This window comes from Salmonella sp. SAL4457 (assembly GCF_046548235.1).
GTDB lineage: Bacteria > Pseudomonadota > Gammaproteobacteria > Enterobacterales > Enterobacteriaceae > Salmonella > Salmonella enterica.
This window is the reverse complement of sequence record NZ_JBGDZO010000001.1, coordinates 449,841-466,544: the sequence shown is the minus strand read 5'-3', so window position 1 is coordinate 466,544 and position 16,704 is coordinate 449,841. Positions and strand designations below refer to the sequence as shown.

The 16,704-nt window shown below is 50.8% G+C and carries 18 protein-coding genes; 7 read left to right on the top strand and 11 right to left on the bottom strand.

Annotation, left to right across the window (positions count from 1 at the left end; genetic code table 11):
* Positions 1-8: 8 nt before the first annotated feature.
* Both yoaE and ACLJNW_RS02485 read right to left on the bottom strand, forming a co-directional pair.
* Positions 9-1,568 carry a CNNM family cation transport protein YoaE gene (gene yoaE / locus ACLJNW_RS02490; RefSeq protein WP_000421815.1) on the bottom strand — a complete coding sequence of 520 codons (1,560 nt, stop codon included), beginning with the start codon at positions 1,566-1,568 and terminating at the stop codon, positions 9-11.
* Complete coding sequence (locus tag ACLJNW_RS02485; protein ID WP_370739650.1) at positions 1,556-1,723, bottom strand: protein YoaL; 168 nt, start codon at positions 1,721-1,723, stop codon at positions 1,556-1,558. Before ACLJNW_RS02485 ends, yoaE begins: the two co-directional genes overlap by 13 nt.
* A 317-nt stretch (positions 1,724-2,040) precedes the next feature.
* Between ACLJNW_RS02485 and manX the strand changes: the two genes are divergently transcribed.
* The 5 genes from manX to mntP all read left to right on the top strand — a co-directional run bounded on the left by manX (position 2,041) and on the right by mntP (position 6,218).
* A complete protein-coding gene (gene manX, locus ACLJNW_RS02480; protein ID WP_000150521.1) occupies positions 2,041-3,009 on the top strand; it encodes a PTS mannose transporter subunit IIAB in 969 nt (322 codons plus the stop codon).
* Positions 3,010-3,061: 52 nt separating this feature from the next.
* A complete protein-coding gene (manY, locus tag ACLJNW_RS02475; RefSeq protein WP_000406918.1) occupies positions 3,062-3,862 on the top strand; it encodes a PTS mannose transporter subunit IIC in 801 nt (266 codons plus the stop codon).
* Between the two features lie 12 nt (positions 3,863-3,874).
* The gene (locus ACLJNW_RS02470) at positions 3,875-4,726 is read left to right on the top strand and encodes a PTS mannose transporter subunit IID (RefSeq protein ID WP_001518647.1); all 852 of its coding nucleotides are present in this window, start codon (positions 3,875-3,877) and stop codon (positions 4,724-4,726) included.
* Positions 4,727-4,783: 57 nt separating this feature from the next.
* Positions 4,784-5,242, top strand: a complete 459-nt coding sequence (locus tag ACLJNW_RS02465) for a DUF986 family protein (RefSeq protein ID WP_000156280.1) — start codon at positions 4,784-4,786, stop codon at positions 5,240-5,242.
* Positions 5,243-5,651: 409 nt separating this feature from the next.
* Positions 5,652-6,218, top strand: a complete 567-nt coding sequence (gene mntP / locus ACLJNW_RS02460; protein ID WP_001518359.1) for a manganese efflux pump MntP — start codon at positions 5,652-5,654, stop codon at positions 6,216-6,218.
* On the opposite strand, the gene rlmA is transcribed toward mntP, so the two are convergent.
* From rlmA to mgrB, 6 genes are all read right to left on the bottom strand, one after another.
* Positions 6,215-7,024: a 23S rRNA (guanine(745)-N(1))-methyltransferase gene (rlmA, locus tag ACLJNW_RS02455; protein WP_023193489.1), complete on the bottom strand. Its 810-nt coding sequence runs from the start codon at positions 7,022-7,024 to the stop codon at positions 6,215-6,217. The two genes, mntP and rlmA, sit on opposite strands and share 4 nt — an antisense overlap.
* Before the next feature lie 65 nt (positions 7,025-7,089).
* Positions 7,090-8,835, bottom strand: coding sequence for a peptidoglycan glycosyltransferase FtsI (ftsI, locus tag ACLJNW_RS02450; RefSeq protein WP_000730322.1), 1,746 nt, complete (start codon positions 8,833-8,835; stop codon positions 7,090-7,092).
* A 219-nt stretch (positions 8,836-9,054) separates the two neighbouring features.
* Positions 9,055-9,264 (bottom strand): transcription antiterminator/RNA stability regulator CspE, encoded by a 210-nt coding sequence (gene cspE / locus ACLJNW_RS02445; protein ID WP_001062678.1) that lies wholly within the window; start codon positions 9,262-9,264, stop codon positions 9,055-9,057.
* Between the two features lie 12 nt (positions 9,265-9,276).
* Positions 9,277-9,420 (bottom strand): DUF2627 domain-containing protein, encoded by a 144-nt coding sequence (locus ACLJNW_RS02440; protein WP_001537930.1) that lies wholly within the window; start codon positions 9,418-9,420, stop codon positions 9,277-9,279.
* Between the two features lie 648 nt (positions 9,421-10,068).
* The gene (locus tag ACLJNW_RS02435) at positions 10,069-10,356 is read right to left on the bottom strand and encodes a YebO family protein (protein ID WP_001000660.1); all 288 of its coding nucleotides are present in this window, start codon (positions 10,354-10,356) and stop codon (positions 10,069-10,071) included.
* A gap of 70 nt (positions 10,357-10,426) precedes the next feature.
* Entirely contained in the window at positions 10,427-10,570 is a 144-nt protein-coding gene (gene mgrB, locus ACLJNW_RS02430) for a PhoP/PhoQ regulator MgrB (RefSeq protein WP_000714547.1), read from the bottom strand.
* 157 nt (positions 10,571-10,727) lie between these two features.
* Here mgrB and yobH point away from each other — a divergent pair, with 157 nt between their 5' ends.
* Positions 10,728-10,967, top strand: coding sequence for an invasion protein YobH (yobH, locus tag ACLJNW_RS02425; protein ID WP_001236777.1), 240 nt, complete (start codon positions 10,728-10,730; stop codon positions 10,965-10,967).
* A gap of 210 nt (positions 10,968-11,177) precedes the next feature.
* On the opposite strand, the gene kdgR is transcribed toward yobH, so the two are convergent.
* The gene (gene kdgR / locus ACLJNW_RS02420) at positions 11,178-11,969 is read right to left on the bottom strand and encodes a DNA-binding transcriptional regulator KdgR (RefSeq protein ID WP_001262195.1); all 792 of its coding nucleotides are present in this window, start codon (positions 11,967-11,969) and stop codon (positions 11,178-11,180) included.
* A 175-nt stretch (positions 11,970-12,144) separates the two neighbouring features.
* Between kdgR and ACLJNW_RS02415 the strand changes: the two genes are divergently transcribed.
* A complete protein-coding gene (locus ACLJNW_RS02415; protein ID WP_023238504.1) occupies positions 12,145-13,518 on the top strand; it encodes an MFS transporter in 1,374 nt (457 codons plus the stop codon).
* Between the two features lie 47 nt (positions 13,519-13,565).
* Here ACLJNW_RS02415 and htpX read toward each other — a convergent pair whose 3' ends face one another.
* Together htpX and prc are read right to left on the bottom strand one after the other, a co-directional pair.
* On the bottom strand, positions 13,566-14,447 hold the full coding sequence (htpX, locus tag ACLJNW_RS02410; RefSeq protein ID WP_000984498.1) for a protease HtpX: 882 nt from the start codon (positions 14,445-14,447) through the stop codon (positions 13,566-13,568).
* A gap of 193 nt (positions 14,448-14,640) precedes the next feature.
* Positions 14,641-16,689 carry a carboxy terminal-processing peptidase gene (prc, locus tag ACLJNW_RS02405; RefSeq protein WP_001525059.1) on the bottom strand — a complete coding sequence of 683 codons (2,049 nt, stop codon included), beginning with the start codon at positions 16,687-16,689 and terminating at the stop codon, positions 14,641-14,643.
* Positions 16,690-16,704 lie beyond the last annotated feature (15 nt).

Genomic DNA, 16,704 nt, shown 5'->3' with positions numbered 1-16,704 from the left:
GTGTGACGTCATTCCTCTTCGTCGTGGGCAGGCTGTTCTTTAACAATTCGAACCAGATCGACACGATAGTCGTTGGCCTCGACAATGGTGATCCGCAGGGGCGGAACATCAATGACATCGCCAACACGAGGAATATGGCCATTAGCGGCGATCACTAACCCCGCGACCGTCGCAATATCGCCCTCTTCGTTCACCAGATGGTCAACTTCCAGCGCCTGCTGTAGCGCATGGAGATCGGTGCCGCCCTTCACTATCCAGCCCTCGGCATCGGCAACGATTTCCGGCGTTTCATCGGCATCCGGGAACTCACCGGCAATCGCTTCCAGCACATCCAGCGGCGTAACCAGCCCCTGCACCACGCCGAACTCGTTAGTGACGATAACGAAACTGCCGCGCGCGCGACGCAAAACGCCTAACAGATTGATAGGATCAAGCGTTTCCGGCACCACTATCGCCGGGGAAGACGCGGCGATAGCCGCAACGTCCGCGCCCTCTTCCAGCGCCACCAGCAACTCTTTCGCGCGAACGATACCGATAATTTCATCCAGCTCGCCCCGACATACCGGGAACAGGCTATGCGGAGAAGAGAGTAACTGCTGACGGATTTCAGCTACGCTGAGATTCGCATCCACCCAACTAATTTCGCCTCGCGGCGTCATAATGCCGCGCAGGGAGCGCGACGCCAGAGTCAGTACGCCGTTAATCATGTAGCGTTCTTCTTCGGCGAAGGCGCCTTCCGACACCGATATCGCGGCCGGGCTATCCGTCTCATGTTGCGTACTCGCCTGACGTTTACCGCCCATCAGACGCAGGATAGCGTCCGCAGTACGCGCGCGCAGCGGCAACGTGGACTGATGACGAATAAAGTTGCGGCGCGCAATCTGGTTAAACACCTCGATAACGATCGAGAAACCAATTGCCGCGTACAGGTAGCCTTTCGGAATATGGAAACCGAACCCTTCCGCCACCAGGCTCAAGCCGATCATCAGCAGGAAACTCAGACAGAGCACCACCACCGTCGGATGCTGGTTGACAAAACGGGTCAGCGGTTTTGACGCCAGTAGCATCACCGCCATCGCAATCACCACCGCCGCCATCATAACCGGCAGATGGTTTACCATACCTACCGCCGTAATCACGGCGTCCAGCGAGAAGACCGCATCCAGGATGACAATCTGCGTGACTACCACCCAGAAGCTCGCATAGCCTTTACCGTGTCCGGTGTCATGCTCGCGGTTTTCCAGACGTTCATGCAGCTCGGTGGTCGCTTTAAACAGCAGGAATATACCGCCCAGCAGCATAATTAAATCGCGGCCGGAGAAGGTAAAATCCCAGACGGTAAAGAGCGGCTTTGTTAAGGTCACCAGCCACGAAATAATGGACAGCAGCGCCAGACGCATAATCAGCGCCAGCGAGAGCCCGATAAGACGCGCTTTGTCACGCTGCTTTGGCGGCAATTTATCGGCGAGGATCGCGATAAAGACCAGGTTATCGATACCCAGAACAATTTCCAGGACGACGAGCGTGAGTAAACCCACCCAAATTGAGGGATCCATTAATAATTCCATGACAAGCTCCTGCTTAAGGAATGACTAAACGGCGCCCACAACATCTCAAAGGATGCAGGCGGTAACGCAATAAACAAAGTAAGGCTATGGCAAGATATGCCAGATTGACAGGCGCAAAACGGCCAAAGAGTGAAATGACGTCGGTGACGATCCATACAACGGGCTGCTGCCCTATACCCCATTCTAATTAAACGGAAGCTAAACATAACAGAGACAACTGGTTTTTGGCAAAGATTTACCTTCCTTTGCAAAGAGATGTAACCAGGATATTTTACACTTCGAAATTTCTCATTATCGAAAACAAAATTACGGATCTCCATCACACAAAATATTTTTTTCGATATCTAAAATAATTCACGAAAATCATGCGTTTTTCGTTGTAACCCTCATCTGAATCGATTCGCTTGCGGACGGCGATTCAAAAAATACATCTGTCAAGTTGATGTGTTGACAATAATAAAGGAGGTAGCAAGTGACCATTGCTATTGTTATAGGCACACATGGTTGGGCTGCAGAGCAGTTACTTAAAACAGCCGAAATGCTGTTAGGCGAGCAGGAAAACGTCGGCTGGATCGATTTCGTTCCAGGCGAAAATGCCGAAACGCTGATCGAAAAGTACAACGCTCAGTTGGCTAAACTCGATACCAGTAAAGGCGTGCTATTTCTCGTTGATACATGGGGAGGCAGTCCGTTTAATGCTGCCAGCCGCATTGTCGTCGATAAAGAGCGCTATGAAGTTATTGCCGGCGTCAACATCCCGATGCTGGTCGAAACGTTTATGGCTCGTGACGACGATCCGAGCTTTGACGAGCTGGTCGCACTGGCGGTAGAAACCGGTCGTGAAGGCGTAAAAGCGCTGAAAGCGAAACCGGTAGAAAAAGCCGCGCCAGCGCCAGTCGCCGCCGCGCCAAAAGCGGCCGCACCGGCAAAACCGATGGGCCCGAATGATTATATGGTTATCGGGCTTGCCCGTATTGATGACCGCCTCATTCACGGTCAGGTCGCTACCCGCTGGACCAAAGAGACCAATGTCAGCCGTATTATTGTTGTGAGCGATGAAGTGGCGGCGGATACCGTTCGTAAAACGCTGCTGACGCAAGTTGCGCCGCCGGGCGTTACGGCGCATGTGGTTGACGTCGCGAAGATGATTCGCGTCTACAATAACCCGAAATACGCCGGCGAACGCGTGATGCTTCTGTTTACCAATCCTACCGACGTCGAGCGCATCGTTGAGGGCGGCGTGAAAGTCACTTCCGTGAACATTGGCGGTATGGCCTATCGTCAAGGTAAAACGCAGGTGAACAACGCCGTTTCCGTCGATGAAAAGGATATCGAAGCCTTTAAAAAGCTCAACGAGCGCGGCATCGAGCTTGAGGTGCGTAAAGTTTCCACCGATCCGAAACTGAAAATGATGGATTTAATTGCCAAAGTGGCGAAATAACCGCCGGCATTTAATTAGCTTTCACACTTAAGATAGCAATAGGAGAAGTACAATGGAGATTACCACTCTTCAGATTGTGCTGGTGTTCATCGTCGCATGTATCGCGGGTATGGAGTCGGTACTTGATGAATTTCAGTTCCACCGTCCGCTGATCGCCTGTACCTTAATCGGCGCCGTTCTGGGGGACATGAAAACCGGTATTATCATCGGCGGTACTCTGGAAATGATCGCTCTGGGCTGGATGAACATCGGTGCTGCCGTTGCGCCTGATGCCGCACTGGCGTCCATCATCTCTACCGTTCTGGTCATCGCCGGGCATCAAAGCATTGGCGCCGGTATCGCGCTGGCGATTCCGCTGGCGGCGGCAGGCCAGGTACTGACCATTATCGTTCGTACCATCACCGTGGCATTCCAGCACGCGGCGGACAAGGCGGCTGAAAACGGCAACCTGACGGCGCTCTCCTGGCTGCACGTTTCTTCTCTGTTCCTGCAGGCAATGCGTATCGCTATCCCGGCGGTTATCGTTGCCATCTCCGTAGGCACCAGCGAAGTACAGGGAATGCTGAATGCGATTCCTGAAGTCGTCACAGGCGGTCTGAACATCGCCGGCGGCATGATCGTCGTGGTTGGTTATGCGATGGTTATCAATATGATGCGCGCAGGCTACCTGATGCCGTTCTTCTACCTCGGTTTCGTCACCGCGGCTTTCACAAACTTCAACCTGGTCGCACTGGGTGTCATCGGCGCAGTGATGGCTATTCTTTACATCCAGCTGAGCCCGAAATACAACCGTGTAGCGGGCGCGCCTGCAGCGGCTGCTGGCAATAACGATCTCGATAACGAACTGGACTAACAGGTGAGCGAAATGGTTGATATGACTAAAACTACCACCGAGAAAAAACTCACTCCGAGCGATATTCGCGGCGTATTTCTTCGTTCTAACCTGTTCCAGGGGTCATGGAACTTCGAACGTATGCAAGCGCTGGGCTTCTGCTTCTCTATGGTGCCGGCGATTCGTCGCCTGTATCCGGAGAATAATGACGCGCGTAAACAGGCGATTAAACGTCACCTGGAGTTCTTTAACACTCATCCTTACGTTGCGGCGCCGGTACTGGGCGTGACCCTTGCAATGGAAGAAAAGCGTGCGAACGGTGCAGAGATTGACGATGGCGCTATCAACGGTATCAAAGTCGGTCTGATGGGACCGCTGGCAGGCGTCGGCGACCCTATCTTCTGGGGTACCGTCCGTCCAGTATTCGCGGCGCTGGGCGCAGGTATTGCAATGAGCGGCAGCCTGCTTGGTCCGCTGCTGTTTTTCATCCTGTTTAACCTGGTGCGTCTGGCGACCCGTTATTATGGCGTGGCTTATGGCTACCGCAAAGGCGTCGATATCGTTAAAGATATGGGCGGCGGCTTCCTGCAAAAACTGACTGAGGGGGCGTCAATCCTCGGCCTGTTTGTCATGGGGGCATTGGTTAACAAGTGGACGCATGTGAATATCCCGCTGGTGGTTTCCACCATCACCGGTCAGGATGGTCAGACACGCGTTACCACCGTGCAAACCATTCTCGACCAGCTGATGCCGGGTCTGGTTCCGCTACTGTTGACCTTTGCCTGTATGTGGCTGCTGCGTAAGAAAGTTAACCCGCTGTGGATTATCGTGGGCTTCTTCGTCATTGGTATCGCCGGCTACTCCGTAGGACTGCTGGGCCAGTAAGGCTGTTGTACACTACCGGGGCCAAACGGCCCCGTTTTTTATTTCTCTGGAGGATAAATGACTATCACGGACCTGGTGCTGATTCTCTTTATTGCCGCATTATTGGCTTACGCTCTCTACGATCAGTTCATCATGCCCCGTCGCAATGGCCCCACTCTGCTTTCTATAGCCCTGCTCCGCCGCGGTCGCGTAGACAGCGTTATCTTCGTTGGGCTGGTCGCCATCCTTATTTATAACAACGTAACCAGCCACGGAGCGCAGATGACCACATGGTTATTAAGCGCGCTGGCGTTAATGGGGTTTTATATATTCTGGATCCGCACGCCACGGATCATCTTTAAACAACGTGGCTTTTTCTTCGCCAATGTCTGGATAGAATATAACCGTATTAAAGAGATGAATTTATCGGAAGACGGCGTACTGGTGATGCAATTAGAACAACGACGCTTGCTTATCCGTGTACGCAATATCGACGATCTGGAAAAAATATATAAACTTCTTATTGAAAATCAATAGCTTAAGATATAGCCTCAACTATGTTTTTCGAATTTTATTTCGAATCATAATATAGCTAAGGCTATATTTTCTATTGACCAATTGTTATTTAATTTAACGTTTTATTGATGAATAAATCTAAATGAAAATCGTTTTCAATTGAAAGACAAATAATATTTTATCGCTGTTGTTTTATATTCTAAAAATATGTTAATGTTGCGCCGTCAATTGGGGAGTAGCCGATTTCCAGACTCCGGAAATGTACGTGTCAACATACTCGTTGCAAAACGTGGCGCGTACGGACCAGCCGCCGCTGGTCAGGCGAGACCATAGGCGCATCAACTGCTGTGTATTTCGTCACAGAATGGCGACATGCATGTTTGCTGGGGGCAGTGATGTGTTTAATGGATACCCCGGTCAGGACGCTGTCATGCACTTTACTGCTACTGTTCTTCTCGCTTTCGGCATGTCGATGGATGCTTTCGCGGCATCAATTGGCAAAGGCGCCACCCTACATAAACCCAAATTCTCAGAAGCGTTGCGTACCGGTCTTATCTTTGGCGCGGTTGAAACGCTGACCCCGTTGATCGGCTGGGGGCTGGGGATATTGGCGAGTAAATTCGTTCTGGAATGGAACCACTGGATAGCCTTTGTTCTGCTGATCTTTCTGGGCGGACGCATGATCATCGAAGGTATCCGCGGCGGTAGTGATGAAGATGAAACACCGTTACGTCGCCACAGCTTTTGGCTATTAGTCACGACGGCTATCGCGACCAGCCTCGATGCGATGGCGGTTGGCGTCGGTCTGGCGTTTTTGCAGGTAAACATCATCGCAACCGCATTGGCTATCGGTTGCGCCACGCTTATCATGTCCACCCTCGGAATGATGATCGGTCGCTTTATCGGCCCAATGCTGGGTAAGCGTGCTGAAATTCTCGGCGGGGTCGTACTGATAGGAATTGGCGTCCAGATCCTCTGGACGCATTTTCACGGTTAACGGTTACGCTGCCAGAGATGAAGGTTGAAATCCGTCTGGCAGCTAAGTCCGGCGCTGGCAGCCAGTTGTTCCCACACTTCTGGTCTGGCGCGCCAGGCAAATGGCGTCATTTGCAACAGTGCTACAGCCGCTTCGGCGGTGAGCTGCATGTGATAAGCAAGGCGGGTACTCTGCTGCAATGTGAATCCGACGAGCTGCTCGGTATACGGCGCATGTAAACGCACCTCATCATAAATGAGCCCTTTTAGTTCCATCAGATGATGCGGCCCCGGCGTGGCGGTAACGACCCAACCACCAGGTTTCACCACACGCGCCAATTCCTGCGCCTTACACGGGGCGTAGATTCTGATCACCGCATCCATTGACGCATCGGCAAAGGGCAGTCGATGGCTTGACGCCACACAAAACTTCACCTGCGAATAGCGTTTCGCCGCCGCTTTGATCGCCGTTTTAGCAACGTCCAGTCCAAACGTGGTGACTCCCGGCAACGCCTCGGCAAAAGCATGAGTGTAATACCCCTCGCCGCAGCCGATATCCAGAATCGCCGTGGCCGACTGATCCAGCCGCTCACGCAACAGGTTAATCACGGCATCGCGCAGCGGCTGATAATGGCCCGCATCAAGAAACGCTCTCCTCGCCTGCATCATTTCGGCGCTGTCGCCCGGATCGCGCGAACGTTTATGCTGTACCGGCAGCAGATTGATGTAGCCCTCTTTCGCCACATCAAACTGATGGCGCTGTGGACATATAACGCTGTTATTAATCTGCGTAAGCGGCTGATGGCAAAGCGGACAGGTAAACGACATGACAACTCCGGACTGGGGCGCTAAAGGGCGCAAGTGTAACGCGAATTGCGCCCCGGGAAAATCCTTTACGAGCCCGGAACCGCAACGTGGCTGCCATGCATCACCAGAAGGTGATCTGAATCGGCAGGCATACCGTCTGGCTCAACATTTTCCAGCCGCAGCACATCGCCCATGATCTGGCTGAATACGGGCGCAGATACCGCGCCGCCATAATAAGCCCCATTTTGCGGATTATTAATCACCACCACCAGCGCAAATCTGGGGTTACTTGCCGGCGCGACGCCTGCGGTATATGCCACATACTTATCGACGTATTTACCATCATCGCCAATTTTTTTCGCCGTCCCGGTTTTGACCGCAATACGGTAGTCTCTTACTGCGGCTTTTGTTCCGCCGCCGCCAGGCAACGCGACACTCTCCATCATATGTTCCACCTCGTGCACCAGTTCTTCCGGCATTACCCGCGTGCCGATCACGGGCGGATCAACTTTGGTGATCGATAACGGACGGTAGATACCAAAGCTGCCAATCGTGGCATAAACATGCGCCAGTTGCAGCGGCGTCACCATTAATCCATAGCCAAAAGCGAAGGTAGCGCGATCTAAATCACTCCAGTAACGGCGTTTCGGTAATAACCCGCTGCTCTCTCCGGTGAGACCCAGTCCGGTAGGCACGCCGAAACCAAAGCTTTTATAAGTATCCATTAATTTCTGCACCGGCATCGCCAGAGAAAGGTGAGAAACGCCGGTATCGCTGGATTTTTGCAAAATGCCGGTTAATGTCAGTTCCGGATAGTAACCGACGTCGCGGATACGGTGTCCATCGAGAGTAAAAGGATGGGTATCGATAACGCTGTCCGGTTGCACGATACCCTGCTGTAACGCAGTCATAATGACCAATGGCTTCACAGTAGAACCGGGTTCGAAAGTGTCGCTAATCGCGCGGTTACGAAAATCGTCCAACTGCGCGCCTTCACGGTTGTTCGGGTTGAAATCCGGGTAGCTCGCCATCGAGAGAATTTCACCCGTTGGGATGTTAATCAATACGGCAGCGCCGGATTCCGCTTTGTTCCAGATGACGGCGTTATCCAGCGCATCTTCGGTAACCGTTTGCAGACGTTCATCAATGCTAAGCTGAAGTTCATGAGCAGGAACCGGATTCACTTCCGTAATGTTCTCAATAACGTGACCAAATTTATCTTTACGCACCAGTCGGGAGCCCGGTTTTCCCGTCAGTTGCGCGTTAAAGCTCTTTTCAATACCTTCTATTCCCTGCCCGTCGATATTGGTAAAGCCGATCAAATTGGCCGCTACGTGTCCGGCAGGGTAAAAACGGCGCGACTCTTCCCGCAGGTTAATACCCGGTAGATTTAATTTATCTATCCATTCGGCTTGCTGGGGTGAAACCTGGCGCGCAAGGTAGATAAAACGGCCTGCCGGGTTACTGTTTACCCGTTCCGCAAGCGTACTGAGCGACAGATGTAAGGCGCTGGCCAGCGCCTGCCAGCGCTCATTGTAGCCAACGCCGCCTTTGCTTATGATAGTCTTCGGATCGGCCCAGACAGCATTAACCGGAACGCTCACCGCTAAGGGTCGCCCTTCTCTGTCGGTGATCATGCCGCGTGGAGAGGCCGTGGTCACTTCACGAAGCGAGCGCATATCTTCTTGTTTCACCAGTTTCGACGGCGTAACAATTTGCAGCCATGCCACCCGCCCTAACAACAATGCCATACTGAGCAGAATGGCAGTGCAAAGTAGTGCAAAACGTATGGGCGTAAAATTACGGGTATCGCCGTCGCTTTTCTTTTTCACCTGATCTCCAGCCGAATCATTTTTCAGGTGATTGATTTAACGGGAAACGGCCGGAAAAACCAGAAAAAACAATGCTAATAACCTCGCGCCTTTGCAACAAATCGCTAACGAGAGCGCATCCAGACACATTTTGAAGGATATTGAATTAAAAAGCCCCGCTTTTAGCGAGGCTTTATATCTGAGGCTGACGCGACAAACGCATCAAATCAGTGGTGTCGATCAGATAGCTGTTACGTTAACAGCAGCCGGACCTTTCTGGCCGTCCTGAATTTCGAACTCAACGTTCTGGCCTTCAGCCAGAGTTTTGAAACCATTGCCCTGGATAGCGGAGAAGTGTACGAACACATCTTTGCTGCCGTCAGCCGGAGTAATGAAGCCAAAACCTTTGGATTCGTTGAACCACTTAACTTGACCTTTAATCTTTGCCATTTGCAAAATTCCTTAGAGTGTTTTCTTTGCCCGTAGGCATAACATAGATAAAACTGAGACATTACTGCTTGAGGCACTAATATAAGGTTCGGCAGAGAAGCGGTATTCAACGTCAACGTGTTTACTCAGGACTTCTTTACTGAAAATGCCACACATAAACAGAACTGTACCTCGTTTAACCCAAAGCCTGTTATCACATACAACGTTAATTATGGCAAGCCATTTTTAAACGTGTCTCGATCCGTCGCACAAATTACGAGAACCTTCACAAATTGACAGCACGTTTATGCAACAAAATTGCGAAAGATATATCCTCACGCGCTGACGGACTCCTGACAACGTCACTGCTGAAAAGCCATTTTTCTACCATAGCTCAATAACTTCGCTTCTTCCAGTGCATCAAATCACATTTAAAAGCTGTATTTTTCATATCACTTTTTATGCTGAGTTATGCATAAATTGTCACAATGATAAAAAACACCTTTTAATCAAAATAATAGAAAAGAAAAGCGATTTTCGACACCGCTTTTTGTGATGTTCTGCGTCTTTACAGAATGCCTTAAAATAATGAACAAACAATGACAATCCATAAAGAGAGAGAAACGTTTCGCTTTTAATAGAGAATGAGCGGTATCACAAAAATGCCATATGTCCATTTGTTATACATATAAAACTATGTTGCATATAAAGCCATATATTATGTAAGGTGTTGATGCTGTAGTATCAGTTGCAAACGGCAACGCGGAGAGATCCGACGGGGAAATGGGGCGTATGGCACTGGCGCCATTTGCGCCCCGGTAAGCATTATCGTTCTGCAACCAGACGAATGATGTCCTCATCCTCTTTTGGTTCGCTTGCCGCTGTTGCGGGTTCCGCTTCTTTTTCTGGTTCGTTTGCTTCGCAAAGGCGGCGTAACAACGCGTTTTGCCGCTTCTGTTGATCCAATAACGCTTCGAGCAATTCTATCTGCTCGTTGGCACGGGAACTTGCCCGGTTGACAAAGAACCAGAGCGCCAGCCCCACCACCAGAACCACCATTGATACTATTAAAGATGCAAGAGAAAACGCACCAGAGTTTAAAACGTCGTTCATTTCACCACCTCAATGTAGAGACGTCATTCTACCACTGCTACACGGGAAGGAAATCTCTGGTGTAAAACGTTTACCAGGGAATAAATTTATTGATGGCGCAAATACCGCTGAAAAATTGTACATCCTGATCGCACATGATATTAAACACCTGCGCCCACAGCAACAGGCATACTACCACCACGATGCCGAGAACGACCCATCGAAATTTTTTCACTCCACTCTCCGATCTTACATCTTATGTCGCTAAATTATCATGAGTTACTTAAACCAGGAGTAACTGTAGCGGCATTATATGTTTTTAGGAATGATTCACTTGTTTCAATCAATGTACACGCTACTCTTATTCTAACTAAAAAAGAAAAGAGGTAGTAATGCGTTTGATCATTCGCGCAATTGTATTGTTTGCCCTGGTGTGGATAGGCCTGCTGATGAGCGGCTATGGCATCCTGGTGGGAAGTAAAGTGAACGCTGCGGGGCTGGGTTTACAGTGCCATTACCTGACCGCACGCGGCACCAGCACGGCGCAATATCTCCATACCAACAGCGGCATTATTGGCTTTTCCGACTGTCCCATTTTCAGAAAAATCGCCACCGTGGTGGATAATGGCTAAGCGGCAATAAATAATTTCACAGTGAAACTATCACCAATAATTCCCCTATATTGGCTGTTGTTCATAAGTACTGTTAAATAATATTTTAATAACCGTTAAATAAGCCGACAGATATTATCTACTTTTACGATTTCATCCCACCCGTGTTATAAAAAAAGCAGCTACATTTTTCGTAGCTGCTTTTTTTTAACGTCATGCTAATAACGTTGCTTAGAAGGGATAATCGTTGTAACCCATTTGTTCAGAAATTTTACGCGCGGCGGCGTGTAACATAGCCACATATTCCTGTAGGCGTTCTTCTGAAAAACGCAGCGTCGGGAACGAAATGCTTAACCCTGCGATGACTACGCCAAAACGGTCAAATACCGGTACGCCGATACAACGTAATCCTTCTTCCTGTTCTTCGTTATCTTCACCGTATCCTTGCGCACGCACTTCATCCAACAGCGGCAGCAACGCTTCAGTGCTGGTAATCGTGCGTCCCGTGCTTTGCTTATACTCTACGCCGTCGAGAATCTGCTTAACCTCATCACGGTCGCGCCAGGCCAGAAGCACTTTACCGATGGCCGTACTGTACAGCGGATTACGACGCCCAATACGTGAGTACATCCGCAGATTGTACATAGAGTCAATTTTATGGATATAGACAATGCTGTCTTCATCCAGCGCGCCAAGATGGATAGTTTCTTTTGTCAGACGAGACAGTTCGCGCATCTGAATGTCCGCACTGCGGATGAGATCAACATTTTGCAAAGCTCGCGCGCCCAGCTCAAACAGCTTTAGCGTCAGAGAGTATTTTTCAGACTCCCCCTCCTGAGCCACGTAGCCCAGCGTTTTCATGGTTTGCAAAAAGCGATAAACGGTGCTTTTCGACATCATGACGCGCTGCGATAGCTCGGTAATCCCTATTTCACGCTCTTCACCCAGCGCCTGCAGAATGCCGAAAACTTTCAGCACAGAAGATACAGAATCAGGCTGCTTATCCAGATCTGCGTTTGCCATCTATCACCTCATTACGAGCGTTTTATAAAATTCAGAACGAGTTTTTATTATAATTTCACGCCAGGTCGCCCGCAATCCATCTTTGCTTACTTCGTTACAAATCTGCGACATAACAACTCAGTATTAATGCTAACATTATTATTCAGCTCATAATTCCCCTTATTACAAAATACTTATGGAAAAAACACGGGCCGATGGCCTGCCCCTCCCGCAGAGATACGGCGCTATCCTGACGATTATTATCGGTATTTCGATGGCGGTTCTGGATGGCGCAATCGCTAATGTCGCGCTGCCAACCATTGCGACTGATTTACATGCCTCCCCTGCCAGCTCTATCTGGATTGTCAATGCGTACCAAATCGCCATTGTCGTCTCACTGCTTTCCCTGTCTTTTTTAGGCGACATGTTTGGTTATCACCGGATCTATAAATGTGGTTTAGTGGTATTTCTGCTTTCATCATTGTTTTGCGCGCTTTCAGACTCGCTGCAGATGCTGACGCTGGCGCGCATCGCGCAGGGATTTGGCGGCGCGGCGCTCATGAGCGTAAACACGGCGCTGATTCGTCTTATCTATCCCCAGCGTCATCTGGGACGAGGCATGGGAATTAACTCTTTTATCGTCGCAGTCTCTTCCGCCGCGGGTCCGACCATCGCCGCGGCGATTTTATCCATCTCATCATGGAAATGGCTGTTTCTGATTAATGTCCCGTTAGGTATCATCGCGTTAATTCTGGCCATCCGCTTTTTACCAGCAAACATCGCCCATGACACTAAGCCGCGCTTTGACTTACCGAGCGCGGTAATGAATGCGCTCACATTTGGCCTGCTGATTACCGCATTGAGCGGCTTTGCCCAGGGACAGTCGCTAACGTTGATTGGCGCAGAGCTGCTCGTTCTGGTCGTGGTCGGGTTTTTCTTCGTGCGCCGCCAGCTTTCTTTGCCCGTCCCTTTGTTACCCATCGACTTGTTACGCATTCCGCTTTTTTCACTCTCGATCGGCACGTCAATTTGCTCGTTCTGCGCGCAAATGTTAGCCATGGTCTCGCTACCTTTTTATCTGCAAACCGTGCTGGGCCGTAGCGAAGTAGAAACCGGCCTGTTATTGACGCCCTGGCCGCTGGCAACGATGGTGATGGCGCCGCTGGCGGGATACCTGATAGAACGTCTTCATGCCGGTTTGCTGGGGGCGCTGGGAATGGTGATAATGGCAGCCGGGTTGTTTGCGCTGGTCATGTTGCCAGGCCCCCCCTCCGATCTGAATATTATCTGGCCGATGATCCTTTGCGGCGCAGGGTTTGGCCTGTTCCAGTCGCCGAATAATCACACCATTATCACTTCCGCGCCGCGTGAGCGCAGCGGTGGCGCCAGCGGGATGCTGGGCACGGCGCGACTGTTAGGCCAAAGTACTGGCGCCGCGCTGGTAGCGCTGATGTTGAACCAGTTTGGCGATAGCGGTACGCATCTTTCGCTGCTCGTGGCGGCGATCCTGGCGACTCTCGCGGCGGTAGTGAGCGGTTTACGTATTACGCAACCACGCGTTCAGGCGTAAAAAAAGCGCGTCATTCGACGCGCTTTTCATACTTGCCAGTGGGCTTATTATTTCAGGTACTCGCCGCTACGCAGCGCTTCAATGCGTTTATCCAGCGGTGGGTGCGTCATAAACAGCTCGCTTAACGATTTCGATTTACCGTTAATACAAAACGCCATCATGCTGGTCGCTTCTTGCGGCTCGTAGCTGGTTTTCAGGCGCTGCAACGCGGCAATCATTTTTTCACGGCCAACCAGCTTCGCCGATCCCGCATCGGCATGAAACTCACGGTAACGGGAGAACCACATGGTGATGATGCTCGCCAGAATACCGAAGACCAGTTCCAGCACCGTCGCAACGGCGAAATAGATTAGCGGATTACCGTTACTTCCTTCGCCTTCATCGCGGTTGCCGCCCAGAAAACCAGCAGCAATTTGCGCGATAATGCGCGAAATAAAGATAACGAAGGTGTTAACCACCCCCTGAATCAACGTCATCGTCACCATATCGCCATTGGCAATATGGCTGATTTCATGCGCAATGACGGCTTCCGCTTCGTCAGGGCTCATGTTTTGCAACAGACCGGTGCTTACAGCGACCAATGAGGCGTCACGGCGTGCGCCCGTCGCAAACGCGTTAATGTCCGGCGCATGGTAGATAGCAACCTGCGGCATGGCGATACCGGCCTGGCGCGCTTGCGTTGCTACGGTGTTCATCAACCAGCGTTCTCTTTCATTGCGAGGCTGTTCAATAACTTCCCCTCCTACGGATTTTAACGCCATCCATTTGGACATCAGCAATGAAATAAAAGAACCGCCAAAACCAAACAGCAGCGCCATGATCAGCAAGCCTTGCACGCTGCTCGACTGTATCCCTGTCAGGCTCAGAACCAGCCCGAAAACGACCATCACGGCCAGGTTCGTCAGCAGGAAGAGCGCGATTCGCATCATAATTTTCTTTTAACCTCAATTTAACAAAGCGCACTATGCGATTACCCACATCGTATGGGTCTTATGGCTATTTTCAAGCATCACCAGGCGGTAAGTCACGAGAAAAACACAACTTTACATTTTGTAGCATTATCCTGACGACTTCTGCGCTTGTTAAAAAAAAACAGGCACAATTTTTTGTGCCTGTTTAGCGTTACTTATCGGCTGCCGCCTGCTCCGCTGGTTTTTCTTTTTCAAGATGCGCCAGGTCCAGAGCAATCTTCACCGTTTCATCAAGGTATGGGTCCGGCTCCTGGTAATCCTTTGGCAGATCGTCCAGTTTCTTCAGCAACGGTTTACCCTCACGTTTAAACCGATCGTTAATACGCGCCAGACGCAGAGCGTCTTCTTCATTGTTCTCTTTCTCACGCTGCGCATAATTCAGAGAGACGATGTTACGCTTATCCTTCATGGCATTGAAACGTGCGATATCCTTCATGATGTACTGAAACTCAGGATCTTTGGCGATACGCGCGTTGTGCTCTTTCAATAATTCCGGGCCAAACGGGGCTAAATCGTCCGATTTCACGTATTTCGCCGCATCAATGCTATCCCACGGCAAGGCGTTATCTTCAAATTTTTCTCCGGTTTCCGTCTCTTCATTGCCGGTCGGCATGATGATATCCGGCGTGACCCCTTTACGCTGCGTACTACCGCCGTTGACACGGTAAAACTTCTGAATGGTGTACTGCACCGAACCCAGCGCAGGCCATTCCGGGCGAAGCATCTGATCGTAAATTCGGTTTAGCGAACGATATTGCTGTACCGTCCCTTTACCGAAGGTCGGCTCACCGACAATCAGCGCGCGACCATAATCCTGCATCGCGGCAGCGAAGATTTCCGATGCCGAGGCACTGAAACGATCGACCAGCACCACCAGCGGGCCTTTGTAGTAGACCACGCCGTCGGTGTCGCTATCCTCACGCACTTTGCCGTTATTGTCGCGCACCTGAACTATCGGACCAGAAGGGATAAACAGACCGGAAAGCGAAACGGCTTCCGTCAGCGCCCCACCGCCGTTTGAACGCAGATCGATAACGATGCTGTTAACATTCTGTTTTTCCAGCTTCTGAAGCTGAACTTTGACATCATCGGTCAAGCCAACATAGAAGCCTGGAATATCCAGTACGCCAACTTTTTCCTTGCCGACGGTTTTCACCGACATTTTAACCGCGCGATCTTCAAGACGAATCCGTTCACGCGTCAGCGTGATGATACGCGTTTTCGTCCCTTTACCAGCCGGCAGTATTTCCAGTCGGACCTTGCTGCCTTTTGGCCCTTTGATCAGCGCCACCACATCGTCAAGACGCCAGCCAATGACGTCGACCATCGGTTTTCCGGCCTGCCCTACGCCGACGATACGATCGCCGACGCTAATCGACTTGCTCTTCGCTGCCGGGCCGCCGGCGACCAATGAGTTAATGACAGTGTAATCGTCATCCATTTGCAGCACCGCGCCGATACCTTCCAGAGACAGGCTCATTTCGGTATTAAACTGCTCGGTATTGCGGGGAGAAAGATAATTCGTATGCGGGTCGATTTCACGCGCAAAAGCGGTCATCGCCAGCGAGAACACATCTTCACTGTTGGTCTGCGCCAGGCGGCGAATAGCGAATTTGTAGCGACGCGTCAGCGTTTCGCGAATTTCTTTGTCGCTCTTGCCGGTGAGTTTCAGACTGAGCTCATCGAATTTCACTTTACCATCCCACAGCGCATTTAGCTCAGCCTCATCTTTCGGCCAGGGCGCTTTACTGCGGTCCAGGTTAAACGTATCGTTTCCGGTGAAATCCATTGGCCGTTCCAGCACTTTTAGCGCGTACTGGTAACGTTCAAACCGGCGCTTTTGCGCCAGGTTATAAAGATCGTAAAAAACATCCAGCTTACCCGTGCGCAGCTCATCGCCCAACACGGTTTTCTTTTTCGCAAACTGCTCGACATCGCTCGCCAACAAAACGTTGTGGCTATAGTCGAGAAGATTCAGATAGCGATCAAAAATCTTTGCCGAAAATGCCTCATCCAGATCGAACTGGCGATAGTGGGAGCGGGTAAAACGCGACGTTACGCGCTCGCTCACCGTCGCATGTTGCGTCTCTTCCTTCAGTACGGGAATTTGATCGGCACGCGTAATATCTTCCACGGCGAAGGACTGGCCTGCTAATGCAAGCAGGCCAGCTAACGCGGTAAGCCTAAAAAAAGTGTTCATGCCAGGCCTGGCCTC